This window comes from Streptomyces sp. NPDC016562 (assembly GCF_043076955.1).
Taxonomy (GTDB): Bacteria; Actinomycetota; Actinomycetes; order Streptomycetales; family Streptomycetaceae; genus Streptomyces.
In genome coordinates this window covers 246075-259052 of sequence record NZ_JBIBRZ010000003.1, presented here as the reverse complement: position 1 = coordinate 259052, position 12978 = coordinate 246075, and the positions used below count along the sequence as shown (strand labels likewise).

General features: G+C 73.8%; 11 protein-coding genes. 7 read left to right on the top strand and 4 right to left on the bottom strand.

Annotation, left to right across the window (positions count from 1 at the left end; genetic code table 11):
• Positions 1-288 precede the first annotated feature (288 nt).
• Entirely contained in the window at positions 289-1623 is a 1335-nt protein-coding gene (locus ACF059_RS16310; protein ID WP_392057200.1) for a phosphoribosyltransferase family protein, read from the top strand.
• Between the two features lie 53 nt (positions 1624-1676).
• Positions 1677-2789: a sulfite oxidase gene (locus ACF059_RS16305; protein ID WP_392057197.1), complete on the top strand. Its 1113-nt coding sequence runs from the start codon at positions 1677-1679 to the stop codon at positions 2787-2789.
• 76 nt (positions 2790-2865) lie between these two features.
• On the opposite strand, the gene ACF059_RS16300 is transcribed toward ACF059_RS16305, so the two are convergent.
• Positions 2866-3324, bottom strand: coding sequence for a phospholipase (locus ACF059_RS16300; RefSeq protein WP_392057194.1), 459 nt, complete (start codon positions 3322-3324; stop codon positions 2866-2868).
• A gap of 218 nt (positions 3325-3542) precedes the next feature.
• Here ACF059_RS16300 and ACF059_RS16295 point away from each other — a divergent pair, with 218 nt between their 5' ends.
• The 5 genes from ACF059_RS16295 to ACF059_RS16275 all read left to right on the top strand — a co-directional run bounded on the left by ACF059_RS16295 (position 3543) and on the right by ACF059_RS16275 (position 8578).
• The gene (locus ACF059_RS16295) at positions 3543-4022 is read left to right on the top strand and encodes a hypothetical protein (RefSeq protein WP_392057191.1); all 480 of its coding nucleotides are present in this window, start codon (positions 3543-3545) and stop codon (positions 4020-4022) included.
• Between the two features lie 98 nt (positions 4023-4120).
• Complete coding sequence (locus tag ACF059_RS16290) at positions 4121-4534, top strand: GNAT family N-acetyltransferase (protein ID WP_366867019.1); 414 nt, start codon at positions 4121-4123, stop codon at positions 4532-4534.
• A gap of 142 nt (positions 4535-4676) precedes the next feature.
• Positions 4677-5903 (top strand): S8 family peptidase, encoded by a 1227-nt coding sequence (locus tag ACF059_RS16285; protein WP_392057188.1) that lies wholly within the window; start codon positions 4677-4679, stop codon positions 5901-5903.
• Between the two features lie 224 nt (positions 5904-6127).
• The gene (locus ACF059_RS16280; protein WP_392057185.1) at positions 6128-7423 is read left to right on the top strand and encodes a hypothetical protein; all 1296 of its coding nucleotides are present in this window, start codon (positions 6128-6130) and stop codon (positions 7421-7423) included.
• A 90-nt stretch (positions 7424-7513) separates the two neighbouring features.
• Positions 7514-8578, top strand: coding sequence for a WxL protein peptidoglycan domain-containing protein (locus tag ACF059_RS16275; RefSeq protein ID WP_392057182.1), 1065 nt, complete (start codon positions 7514-7516; stop codon positions 8576-8578).
• A gap of 125 nt (positions 8579-8703) precedes the next feature.
• Here the strand turns inward: ACF059_RS16275 and ACF059_RS16270 are convergent, their stop codons facing one another.
• The 3 genes from ACF059_RS16270 to iolB are packed head-to-tail and all read right to left on the bottom strand — an operon-like array spanning position 8704 to position 12978.
• Complete coding sequence (locus ACF059_RS16270) at positions 8704-10203, bottom strand: CoA-acylating methylmalonate-semialdehyde dehydrogenase (RefSeq protein WP_361942287.1); 1500 nt, start codon at positions 10201-10203, stop codon at positions 8704-8706.
• A gap of 13 nt (positions 10204-10216) precedes the next feature.
• On the bottom strand, positions 10217-12085 hold the full coding sequence (iolD, locus tag ACF059_RS16265) for a 3D-(3,5/4)-trihydroxycyclohexane-1,2-dione acylhydrolase (decyclizing) (protein WP_392057178.1): 1869 nt from the start codon (positions 12083-12085) through the stop codon (positions 10217-10219).
• Positions 12082-12978 (bottom strand): 5-deoxy-glucuronate isomerase, encoded by an 897-nt coding sequence (gene iolB, locus ACF059_RS16260; protein WP_392057175.1) that lies wholly within the window; start codon positions 12976-12978, stop codon positions 12082-12084. Before iolB ends, iolD begins: the two co-directional genes overlap by 4 nt.

Here is a 12978-nt window from a genome sequence, read left to right as displayed (position 1 = left end):
CCCGGTTCCTTCGGCCGTGTTTCCCGCTCGCTCGGACCAGGCACCGGCACGCACCTCCTGTCCGAAGCGTCCGGACCCCCGCCACTGGATCGAGCGGGCCGGCCGCCCGGAACTCACGCAAAGCTACCCAAATTCACTCTTCGCTATCAATTCAGACACGGCGCGCCGACGGGCCCCGCCGCGAGGACGCGCGCGGACTTGCGAGGAGGTCGGGCATGGGGTTGCGTCGAAGTAGGCGTAGAGGTGGATGCGTGGCCTGACGTTTCCCCGGGTTGGGGGTGAACCCTCGTGCAGTTCACCGATCGCGCGGACGCGGGTGCGCGTCTCGCCGAGGCGTTGCGCCACCTGGCGCCGGAGCGTCCCGTGGTCCTGGGCCTCCCCCGCGGCGGGGTCCCGGTCGCCTTCCAGGTGGCGCGGGCCCTCGGCGTCCCCCTCGATGTGATCGTGGTGCGCAAGCTCGGCGTCCCCTACCACCGTGAGCTGGGGTTCGGCGCGATCGGCGAGGGTGGCGTACGGGTCATCAGCGAGGACATCGTCCGCAGCAGCCGGGTCGGACAGCAGGACCTCGCGGCCGTCGAGCGCGCCGAGGAGGCGGAGCTCGCACGGCAGGCGGCCAGGTTCCGCGGCGACCGGCCGCGGGTGGACCTCACCGGCCGCACGGTGATCCTGGTGGACGACGGGATCGCGACCGGGTCGACGGCCGCCGCCGCGTGCGAGGTCGTACGGGCGCAGGGCGCGGGGCGGGTGGTCCTGGCCGTCCCCGTGGCGCCGCCGGACGCGATCGCGTGGCTGGCCACCGAGGCCGACGAGGTGGTGTGCCTGTCCACACCGCGCGCCTTCCGCGCCGTCGGCGAGTGGTACGCGGACTTCTCCCAGACGCCGGACGAGGAGGTCGTCGACCTGCTGGCACGGGCGGCGGCCGCGACCTCCGCGTCCGGTCCCTCCGGCGGTGCGTCCCGCGAGACGTCCGGGTCCTCGGCGGTCGAGGTGGACGCCGGCGGCACCGCACTGGCCGGTGACCTCACCCTCCCCGAGACCGCCGGGGCGGTCGTGATGTTCGCCCACGGCTCCGGCAGCAGCCGCCACAGCCCGCGCAACCGTGCGGTGGCGGCGGACCTGAACCGGGCGGGCCTCGGCACCCTCCTCTTCGACCTGCTCACGCCCGCCGAGGAGGCCGACCGGGCCAACGTCTTCGACATCGAGACCCTGGCCGCGCGGCTCGCGGACGCCACCCGCTGGCTGCGCCGGCGCACCTCCGTCCCGATCGGCTACTTCGGGGCCAGCACCGGGGCCGCCGCAGCCCTGTGGGCGGCCGCGGATCTCGCCGCTGCCGCCGGGAACGGGCCCGGCGACGGTCCGGACGTCGGCGCCGTGGTGTCCCGGGGCGGGCGGCCCGACCTCGCCGGCCCGCGGCTGGCCGGCGTACGGGCGCCCACGCTCCTGATCGTGGGCGGCCGGGACACCACGGTGCTCGAACTGAACCGGCAGGCCCAGCGCGAGCTGCGCTGCGAGAACCGGCTGGAGGTCATCCCGGGCGCCACCCACCTCTTCGAGGAGCCGGGAGCACTGGACGAGGTGGCCGACCTGGCGCGGAGCTGGTTCAACGAGTACCTGTCGCGCTAGGCCTTTTCGGCCGACGACGTGCCGCGCCGCGCGGTGCGCGCGACCATGAGGAGATGGAGCAGGCACCCTTGCAGGAGGTCAGCACCCCGGGACGGATCGCGGCGCCCGGCGAGGGGATCAGCGCGGAGGAGCTGGCGCTCGCGGCCCGCAACCACGGCCTCCCGCTGGAGGCCCTGCGCTACGAGGTCACGCCGCCGGGGCTGCACTACGTCCTGGTCCACTACGACATCCCCGCCGCCGACGCGGACCACTGGAGCCTGACGGTCGGCGGCCGGGTCGCCACCCCGCTGACTCTGGACCTCGCCGCCCTGCGCGGATTTCCCGCCGTCACCCACCGGGTCACCATGGAGTGCGCGGGCAACGGCCGGGCGCGCCTGTCGCCCCGCCCGGTCAGCCAGCCGTGGCTGGTCGAGGCGGTGGGCACCGCCGAGTGGACCGGCGTACCGCTGCGCCTGGTGCTCGCGGAGGCCGGGGTGCGGCCGGACGCCGTGGAGGTCGTGTTCACCGGGGCCGATCACGGGGTCGAACGCGGAGTCGAGCAGGACTACCAGCGCAGTCTGCCCCTGTCGGCGGCCACCGGCGACGACCCCGAGGTGCTGATCGCGTACGCCATGAACGGCCGGCCCCTGCCGCCGCAGCACGGGTATCCGCTGCGGCTGGTCGTCCCCGGCTGGTACGGCATGGCGCACGTCAAATGGCTGCGCGAGATCACCCTCGTCGACGCCCCGTTCACCGGGTTCCAGCAGTCCGTGGCCTACCGGTACCGGCAGGACCCCGACGAACCGGGCGACCCCGTCACCCGCATCGCCCCGCGCGCCCTGATGGTCCCGCCGGGTTTCCCCGACTTCATGTCGCGCACCCGCATCGTGCGCCCCGGCCCCGTACGGCTGGAGGGGCGCGCCTGGTCCGGGTACGGGGCCGTGGTCGGGGTGGAGGTCAGCGCCGACGCGGGCCGCTCCTGGACTCCGGCCCGGGTCGAGCCGCAGGGGGCGCACCGCTGGGCGTGGCAGGCCTGGAGCTGCGACTGGCGGGCCACGCCCGGGAGCCACACCCTCACTGTCCGGGCCACGGACGGCGCGGGCCGCACCCAGCCCGTCGAACAGCCCTGGAACCGCGGCGGCTTCGGCAACAACCTGGTCCAGCAGGTCCCCGTGGTGTGCTGTTGAGCCGGGCGACCGGGAGCCCAGGAACCCCGGACCCCAGGAACCCCAGGAACCCCAGGAACCCCAGGAACCCCGGAGCCTAGGAGATGCCGAAGAGCCTGACGGCCTGGTAGTAGGTCCACGCGGTGCTGTCGCACGAGCTCTTGCGGGGGCCCCGGTACGCCGCGCAGACCCTCTTCATGTCCGCGTGGAACGCCTCGTCCAGCCGTGCCTTGGCGGCGGGGAACAGCCCAGCCGCCCGGTGGTTGCGGTAGCCGAAGTCGTGGCGTGCGCAGGCCGCTTCGAAGGGGAAGCCGAAGGGGTTGTCCGGGGAGGTGGTGCAGAGGTCCGTCGACCAGTCGAAGCCGTACGCGGCCCACGCGGCCCGGTGCTCGCGCGCGTCCGCCCAGGCGCGGTAGCTGCGGGCGCTGCTCTGCGTCCAGCGGCTCAGCACCTGCGGCTTGTCCGCCGGCGCCCCGGCTGCGGCCCAGGCCGGTGACGCGAGGGCGAGCACCGCGGTGGCGGCGGCGAGGGCGGGGAGGGGGCGGGGACGGCGCATGGCGTTCCTCGGGGGCCGGAGCGGGCGGGTCACCCCGGCCAACGCCCCGCACGGCGCCCGGTTACTGCACCGCCCTGCGCCGGTCACCGCACCACCCTGCGCCCCGTCACTGCACCGGGCAGCTCCCAGGTATGAGGCCGTGTGCGACCTCCGGCAGAGGCGCGGATCGTCCTGCGGAAGGACGCGCGGAGAGGCGCTCACCGCCCAGACTGGAACGCATGAACCGCCGCCCGCTCGTGATCGCCGCCGCCACCGTGGGAGCCCTCGCCACCGCCGCCTTCGCGCTGCCCAACCTGCCGCCCAATCCGGTGACCGACGCCGTCCACGCCCGGGTGTCCAAGGAGAAGGGCAAGCGGTTCGCGACCGCGGCCGACGCGCCCACCCGCGCCGGGGCCCCGTTCGCCCTTCCGTCCTGGATACCCAAGGACGCCACCGACGTGCGCATACGGGTGCGCACCACGGGCGGGTCCCGGCTGATCCGGTTCACGCTCGGCGCGACGCCGCTGGACGGCCCGCAGTGCGGCGCGGCCGCGACGAAACAGCCGGGCGCCCCCGATCTGCACGCCAAGTGGTGGCCGCGCAGCCTGCGGTCCGAGGTCCGGCCCGAGTGCCGCGACGCCCGGCAGTACCAGGTGGCCGTCCGCGGCAAGCGGGTCTACGCCTGGACGGACGGCGCCTCCTCCCCGACCGCTCCCTGAGACCGCCCCGCCCCCGCCTCGGCGATCGGCCCGGCGCCCCGCCACGCCGTACCGACATACCGCTCGCCATCCGTCGGCTACGCCTTATCGTGGCCGCCATGGACATCCGCCGGGCCTTCACCCCCGCCGAACTCTCCGCCGCCGAAGCCCTCTTCGACGGGCCCGTCCGCAAGGACTGGTCCGAGCGCTTCCTCTCCGCCCCCGGGCACGTGATGCTCATCGCCTACGTCGACGGCGTGCCCGCCGGAATGGTCTCCGGGATCGAGATGTGCCACCCCGACAAGGGCACCGAGATGTGCCTGTACGAGCTCTCCGTGGACGAGGGGTACCGCCGCCGCGGGATCGGCCGCGCCCTGACCCTGGCCCTCGCCGACGAGGCGCGGGGACGCGGCTGTTACGGCATGTGGGCGGGGGTCGACACCGACAACGAGCCCGCCCTGGCCACCTACACCGCCTGCGGGGCGCGCGACGAAGGGCTCTTCGCGATGCGCGGCTGGCAGCTCGCCCCGTAACCAGGGGGTGTCTGGTGGGTCAGGCCGGCTCCCTGATCCGGCCTGACCCACCAGACACCCCCTCACCGCACGAGGGCGTGTCGTGCGCCCACACGGCGCACCCTCCGCGCGCCCGCGCCGCCGCTCGCCGAGCATCGGCCGCATGACCCCTTTCGCCGCGTTCCTCCCCGCCGCCGCGCTCCTCGTGGCGGCCACCACGGCCACCACCGCCGCCACAGCCGCCGCGTCCACCACAGCCGCCACTCCCCTGCCCCCGCACTCCGTCACCTCCTCCGCCACCTCGGACTCCGCCCCCTACGTCGTCGTCCTCAAGGACACCGGCTCCCGCGCCACGACCCGTGCGCTCGTCGCCGAGGCGGAAGACGCCGGGGACGAGGTCGGGCCGGTCTACGACGCGGCCCTCCACGGCTTCGCCGTCCGTACCACCGCCGCCCGCGCCGCCGCCCTGGCCGCCGACCCCCGGGTGGCCTCCGTGGAGCCCGACGCGCGGTTCCACACCATGGACCTCGCCGACGCGCAGTCGCAGAGCCCCGCGCCCTGGCCGCTGGACCGGATCGACCAGCGCGAGCTCCCGCTCGACGGCTCGTACACGTACCCCACGAAGGCCGAGGGCGTGACGGTCTACGTGATCGACACCGGGATCAACACCCGTCACCAGGAGTTCGGCGGGCGCGCCCGCTTCGGCTACAGCGAGCTGTTCCCCGGCAGCTCCGGCGACTGCAACGGCCATGGCACGCACGTCGCCGCGACCATCGGCGGGCAGCGGTACGGGGTCGCCAAGGGGGTGTCCCTCGTCGGGGTGAAGGTGGCCGACTGCCGTGGTTCCGGGAGGCTCTCGGCCATGCTCAAGGGCATCGACTGGATGGTGAAGGACGCCGCCAAGGCGCGGGCCACCCCGGCGGTGGCGAACATGAGCATGGGCGGTACGCGCAGCTCCGCCCTGGACCGGGCGGTGATCCGGGCCGTGGCCTCCGGGATCACCTTCACCGTGGCCGCCGGGAACGAGGGCAAGGACGCCTGTGGCGGATCCCCGTCCTCCGTCCGCCAGGCCATCACGGTCGGGGCGACCGACGCCCGGGACCGGCGCGCGCCCTTCTCCAGCTACGGCAGGTGCGTGGACCTCTGGGCGCCGGGCGTGTCCGTGACCTCGGCCTGGAAGGGCTCCACCACGGCCACCGCCCGCTCCTCCGGCACCTCGATGGCCTCGCCGCACGTGGCCGGGGTCGCCGCGCTCATCCTGGCGCGCGGCCTCGCGAGGACTCCGGCCCAGGTCTCCGAGGCGCTCGTACGCAGTGCCGTGCCCGACCGGATCACCGCCCTGCCGGCCGGCAGCGCGAACCTGCTGCTCCACCTGCCCACCGAGCGCTAGCCACCAGCCACCGACCTCCGGCCACCGGGCCACCCCGACCGGCCGGTATGCGAGGGGCCATCAGACCGCCCCTGATGGCCCATCAATTTATGTGTGCTTCGGGCGAAAGCAAGTCATTGACTTCTCATCACGGCGACGCGTCAATATCGGCCACCGCACCGGCTCGGCCTCCCCCACACAGCGGGTGGGGGGAGGGTTCGTCATGACGAAGGAGTCGCGACCCAGTGAGTACGAGAACGCATCGACGAAGAGTACTGGCCGGGGCGGCAGCCCTCTCCCTGGCCCTGTCGGGCGGCGTGGTGGGCCTGGCAGGCTCCGCGCAGGCCGCGACCAAGACCACCGCCGTCTTCGAGAACTGCGACGCCCCGGCGCCGCAGTCGGACGGCTCGGGCAACCAGAACTACACCGTCACCCTCCCGGACGGCGCCAAGGCCGGCGACGTCGTCCCGATCACGATCGACCCGGGTGCGAGCCCGCTGGTCCCCGCGTTCTCCGTCACCACGGTGAACACCTCCAAGATCACCCTCAAGGTCGGGACGACCACCCAGGTGGTCACCAGCCCGCCCGAGACCGTCACCGTCGTGGCCGGGCAGCCGCTCGACCCCAAGGCGTTCTCCGGAACGATCAGGATTCCGGACGGCACCGAGGGCACCGCGGTCAACGTCGCACTCGACCTGGCGGTCACCGACGCGGACCTCTCCGGTTCGGTCTTCACCACCACCTGCACCCCGGCGCCGCGCCCGAGCGCCTCGCTCGGCTCGGTCGCGGTCGAAGCCCTGCCCAAGGACCCGGTCACGACGAAGCTGACGCCTAACAGCGGCCCGGCGGGTACCGCCGTCGTCGTCAACGGCGCCAACTTCCCGGCCGGCGCGGTCACCTGCTCCGCCCTCCTCGGGGGCGTGGCGACGGGTGATGCCGGTGCGGGCACCGCGGACGCCTCCGGCGCCGCGACCTGCACCGTCACGGTCACCAAGAAGGCCGACGCGATCAGGATCGACGGCGCGGTCACCCCGTACAAGGCCTTCGTGTTCCTGGAGGACCAGCCGGGCGTGAAGAACCCGGTCGACGTCGAGGTCCTGCCCGGGCCGCTGGGCCTCGGCCCGAAGGACGGGCAGCCGGCCGTCAGCTTCGGCTCGGTCACCATCAACGGAAAGGCCCAGTCGGTGGTCGGCGTCTTCAACGCCGCGACCGTGCAGGACTTCCGCGGCGGCTCGCTCGGCTGGGACGTGACGGCGACGCGCACGCCGTTCCTGAACCAGACCACCGGTCACTCGATGGCCAAGGCGCAGATCGGCATCCAGCCGTCCTGCACCGTGACCAACCCGGACAGCCCGAGCACCTGCACCGCGGGCGCGCCCGGCGCGATCTCCGACACCCCGATGAAGGTGGCCTCGCAGGCCGCCGGCGGGGAGGAGCTGACCGGTGGTGAGTTCGCCGTCGGCGGCGCCGGGATGATCCAGCTCCCGCCGTTCATGTTCGCCGACACCTACCAGACGGTCGTCACCTTCTCGATCGCCTGACCCGTACGGCCCCGCTCCGTCCCGGGTGGTGCGGCGCTCCGGCGCCGCGCCACCCCTTTCCCCGCGCCGCGCCGACTGGAGAGACCGCCCATGCGCATCCGCACCCCCTCGTACGGTCCGCACGTCAGCCGGCTCCTGGCCCTGCTCGCGCTCGCGCCCCTGCTCGCGCTGGTGACGGGCACGGGCCTGCTGTCCGCCACGGCCGCCAGGGCGGCGGACAACGGCACCTGGAGCGTCTTCCCGACACCGGCGGCCGGAGCGGCGACGACCGACCGCGCGTACTTCTTCCACCAGGGCGAGGCCGGGACCACCCTCGGCGACAGCGTGACGATCCTGAACTCCTCCGAGAAGGAGCTGACGTTCCAGGTCTTCGCGACCGACGCCGTGAACACCCCCTCGGGCGGTGCCTTCGCCCTGCTGCCGGTGGAGAGCCCGCCCAAGGACGTCGGCGCGTGGATCACGCTGGCACCGCAGGCCGCGCGCCCCGTCACCGTGCCGCCCAAGGGCCGCACGGACATCCCGTTCACGGTGAAGGTCCCGGCGGACGCGACACCCGGCGACCACGTCGGCGGGATCGTCGCCCTGGGCACGGCGGTGGAGGGCGTCCAGCAGGAGGGCAAGGTCCAGGTCGGGGTGAAGCGCTCGGTGGGCGCGCGCCTCTACTTCCGGGTGCCCGGGCCGGTGACCCCGGGCCTGAGCGTGGAGGACGTACGGGTCACCCGCGCGGCCCCGCTGCTGCCCTGGGTCAAGAACGCGCGGGCCACGGTCTCGTACACGCTGGTCAACCGGGGCAACCTGGTCGTCGAGCCCACGGTGGCGGTGTCCGCGCGCGGCCTGTTCGGGCGCGAGCTGCTCAACCGCCCGACCCGCGAGCTGAAGCTGTCCCTGCTGCCCGGCCAGCGCATCGAACTGACCGAACCCTGGCCGGACGCGCCCCAGTCGGACCGGGTGAGCGTCACGGTCACGGCGGGCGCGACGGCCCACCCCGATCTGCGCTCGCAGTCCGGGACCCGGTTCACCGCCGTCCCCTGGCTGGCGGTGGGCGCGCTCCTGCTGGCGGCGGGAGCGGCCCTCGCCCTGCGGGTGCTGCGCCGCCGGCGCAGCCGGGTGGAGGAGCACCCCGAACCCGCCCCGCACCTGACGCCCGCGCCCTGAAAGGCAGGGCACGGAACGGGACGGAGCGGAACGGAGCGAGACGGAAACGGGACAGCGGGAACCCCCGGCCCGTGAGGGGGTGGGCCGGGGGTTCTCGCCGTACGGGGTCCGGGGGTCCGGGGGTGTCAGTGGTTGCGCGGGAAGCCCAGGTCCACGCCGGACGGGGCGTCGGCCGGGTCCGGCCAGCGGGTCGTGACGACCTTGCCGCGGGTGTAGAAGTGGATGCCGTCGTTGCCGTAGATGTGGTGGTCGCCGAAGAGCGAGTCCTTCCAGCCACCGAAGGAGTGGTAGCCCACCGGCACCGGGATCGGGACGTTGACGCCGACCATGCCGGCCTCGATCTCCAGCTGGAAGCGGCGGGCGGCGCCGCCGTCGCGGGTGAAGATCGCGGTGCCGTTGCCGAACGGCGAGGCGTTGATGAGGGCCACGCCCTCCTCGTAGGTCTCCGTGCGCAGGACGCACAGCACCGGGCCGAAGATCTCGTCGCGGTAGGCGTCGGAGTCGGTCCGGACGTTGTCGAGCAGGGAGAGGCCGATCCAGTGGCCGTTCTCGTTGCCCTCGACGGTGTAGCCGGTGCCGTCCAGCACCACGTCGGCGCCCTGCGCCGCCGCGCCCTTCACGTACGAGGCGACCTTGTCGCGGTGGGCCGCCGTGATCAGCGGGCCCATCTCGGACGTCGGGTCGTTGCCGGGGCCGATCTTGATCTTCTCGGCGCGCTCGCGGATCTTGTCGACCAGGGTGTCGGCGATGGAGCCGACGGCCACGACGGCGGAGATCGCCATGCAGCGCTCACCGGCCGAGCCGTAGGCCGCGGACACCGCCGCGTCGGCCGCGGCGTCCAGGTCGGCGTCCGGGAGGACCAGCATGTGGTTCTTGGCGCCGCCCAGCGCCTGTACGCGCTTGCCGTTGGCCGAGGCGGTGGTGTGGATGTGGCGGGCGATCGGGGTCGAGCCGACGAAGGAGACGGCCGCGATGTCGGGGTGGGCCAGGAGCGCGTCCACGGCCACCTTGTCGCCGTGCACGACGTTCAGCACGCCCGCCGGCAGGCCCGCCTCGCTCATCAGCTCGGCGAGCTTGTTGGACGCCGACGGGTCCTTCTCGCTCGGCTTGAGGATGAAGGTGTTTCCGCAGGCCACGGCCAGCGGGAACATCCACATCGGCACCATCGCCGGGAAGTTGAAGGGGGTGATGCCCGCGACCACGCCCAGCGGCTGGCGGATGGAGGAGACGTCCACCCGGCTGGAGACCGACGTCGACAGCTCGCCCTTGAGCTGCGTGGTGATGCCGCAGGCCAGCTCGACGATCTCCAGGCCGCGCGCGACCTCGCCCAGCGCGTCCGAGTGGACCTTGCCGTGCTCGGCGGTGATCAGCTCGGCGATGTCGTCGCGGTGGGCGTCGAGCAGGGCGCGGTAGGCGAACAGCACCTTGGTGCGGGCGGCCAGCGAGGACCGGCCCCAGGTCTGGAAGGCCTCCTTCGCGACCTGTACCGCCGCGTCGACCTCTTCGGCCGAGGCGAGCGCGACCTGCGTGGTGACCTCGCCGGTGGCCGGGTCGGTGACCGGGCCGTAATTGCCCGACGCGCCCTCGACGGTCTTGCCACCGATCCAGTGGTTGACGGTCTTCATGTGCCTTGCTCCTTCACAGATGGCGACGTCGCTGCGCGGCTTGCCGGTCGTACTCTTCACGGGCCTCGGCCGCCGCCTTACGGGTCGCGGTCTCGGCCACAGGAACATCCCACCACGCCTGTGCCGGGGGTGGGCCCGACACAGTGTCGGGTGTTCGGGTCTGCGCGTAGACACATGTGGGACGGTCCGCCGAGCGTGCCTGCGCCAGGGCTTTCCGCAGGTCACCGAGGGTGCGGGTGCGGATGACGGCCATTCCCAGGGAGGCCGCGTTGGCCGCCAGGTCCACCGGAAGGGGGTCGCCCGTGTACGTGCCGTCGGGCGCCCGGAAGCGGTATCCGGTGGCGAACCCCTCGCCGCCCACCGCCCCCGACAGGCCGCCGATCGAGGCGTAGCCGTGGTTGTCGAGGATCACCACCTTGATCGGGATCCCCTCCTGCACGGCGGTGACGATCTCGGTCGGGTTCATCAGGTAGGTGCCGTCCCCGACCAGCGCCCACACCGGCCGGCCGGGTGCGGCGAGTGCGACGCCGATCGCCGCCGGGATCTCGTAGCCCATGCAGGAGTATCCGTACTCCACGTGGTACTGGTCCGCGGACCGGGCCCGCCACAGCTTGTGCAGGTCGCCGGGGAGCGAGCCGGCCGCGTTGATCAGGATGTCGGTGTCGTCGACGAGGGCGTCGAGCAGGCCCAGCACCTGGGTCTGGGTGGGCGCCGCGTCCTCGTCGTCGACGGCCCAGGCCCGGTCGACGCGGCTCTCCCACTCCTGATGGCGCTGCCGGTACGCCGTCTCGTACGCGGGATCCACCCGGTACCCGGCGACCGCCTCCCGCAGCTCGTCGAGCCCCTCGCGCGCGTCGGCCACCAGCGGCCGGGCGGCCAGTTTGTGGGCGTCGTACGGATCGAGGTTGAGGCCGATGAACCGGACGGCCGGATCGCGGAAGAGGGTCGCGGAGGCGGTGGTGAAGTCCGTCAGGCGGGTACCGGCGGCGATGACCAGATCGGCCTCCCGGGCCAGGGCGGCGGCGGTGGCCGTCCCGGTGTGGCCGATCCCGCCGACGTCGGCCGGGTGGTCGTGCGGCAAGGCCCCCTTGCCCGCCTGGGTAGCGGCCGCCGGGATCCCGGTGGCGTCGGCGAAGGCGGCGAGGGCTGCCTGGGCCCCGCTGTGGCGGATCCCGCCACCGGCGACGAGCAGGGGGCGCGCGGATCCCCGTACGGCCTCGGCGGCCGCGGCGAGCTCCGTGCGGTCGGGCCGGGGGCGGCGCACGCCCCAGACCCGCTCGGCGAAGAACTCCTCGGGCCAGTCGTAGGCCTGCGCCTGGACGTCCTGCGGCAGCGCGAGGGTGACGGCGCCCGTCTGCACGGGGTCGGTGAGCACCCGCATGGCCTGGAGCGCCGCCGGAACGAGGGCTTCGGGGCGGGTGATCCGGTCGAAGTGGCGGGAGACGGGCCGCAGGGTGTCGTTGACGGAGACGTCCCCGGCGTAGGGGACCTCCAGTTGCTGGAGCACGGGGTCGGCGGGCCGGGTGGCGAAGGTGTCACCGGGCAGCAGGAGCACCGGGATCCGGTTGATGGTGGCGAGGGCGGCCCCGGTGACGAGGTTGGTGGCGCCGGGCCCGATGGAGGTGGTGACGGCGTGTGCGGAGAGCCGGCCGCACTGGCGGGCGTACCCGACGGCGGCGTGCACCATGGCCTGCTCGTTGCGCCCCTGGAAGAAGGGCATGGCGTCGGGGCCCTCCTCCAGGAGGGCCTGGCCGATGCCGGCGACGTTGCCGTGCCCGAAGATCCCCCAGGTGGCGGCGATCAGCCGGCGGCGCCGCCCGTCGCGCTCCGTGTACTGGCGGGCGAGGAAGCGTACGAGTGCCTGGGCGACGGTCAGCCTCACGGGGTGGCCTCCTCGTGGTGGAAGGGCAGCCGGGGGTCGATGTCCTGCCCGTCCCAGCTGTCGCGGATCCAGCTGTGGTCGGGGTGGTCCCGGATCAGCCACTCCCGGGGCTCGCCGGGCGGCCCGGCCATGACGTTCAGGTAGTACATGTCGTGCCCGGGGGCGGCGATGGACGGCCCGTGCCAGCCGTCCGGAATGAGCACGGCGTCGCCGGAGCGCACCTCGGTGAGGATGTCGGTCTTTCCGGCGGGGGACGGGGTGACGCGCTGGTAGCCGAGGCCGGGGGTGTTCCCGTGCGGGGCGATCTCGAAGTAGTAGATCTCCTCCAGGCGGGACTCCTCGCCGGGGTGGTGCGCGTCGTGCTTGTGGGGCGGGTAGGAGGACCAGTTCCCGCCGGGGGTGAGCACCTCCACGGCGATCAGCCGGTCGCAGTCGAAGCCGCCGGGGCCCGCGGCGGCGAAGTTGTTCACCTGGCGGGAGCACTGGCCCGCGCCGCGGAGCTCCACGGGCACGGCTCCGGCCGGGCCGTAGCGTGCGGGGAGCTGCCGCGCGCACCGCGCCCCCGCGAGGGCGAAGCGCCCTCCCCGGGCCGAGGCGACCTCCGCGTGCGCGTCCCGTGGCACGTACGCGAAGTCGGTCACGGCGTCGAACACCCCCGTCCGCCCGCGCAGTTCGAACGTCTGCGGACCGCTGTTGCGGGCGCCGGCCCCAGACCCCCGCGCCTCACACGCCGGCGAGGCTGGAATGGCCGGCCCCGCCGCATCCTCCGGCCCCCGGCAGCGGACCTCGCAGCCGCCCGACAGCGGGAGCACGATCCACTCCGACTCCCCGCACGCGAACCCGTACACCTCACCGGGCGCCAGGTCGAGGACGACCAGCCTCGTCCAGGACAT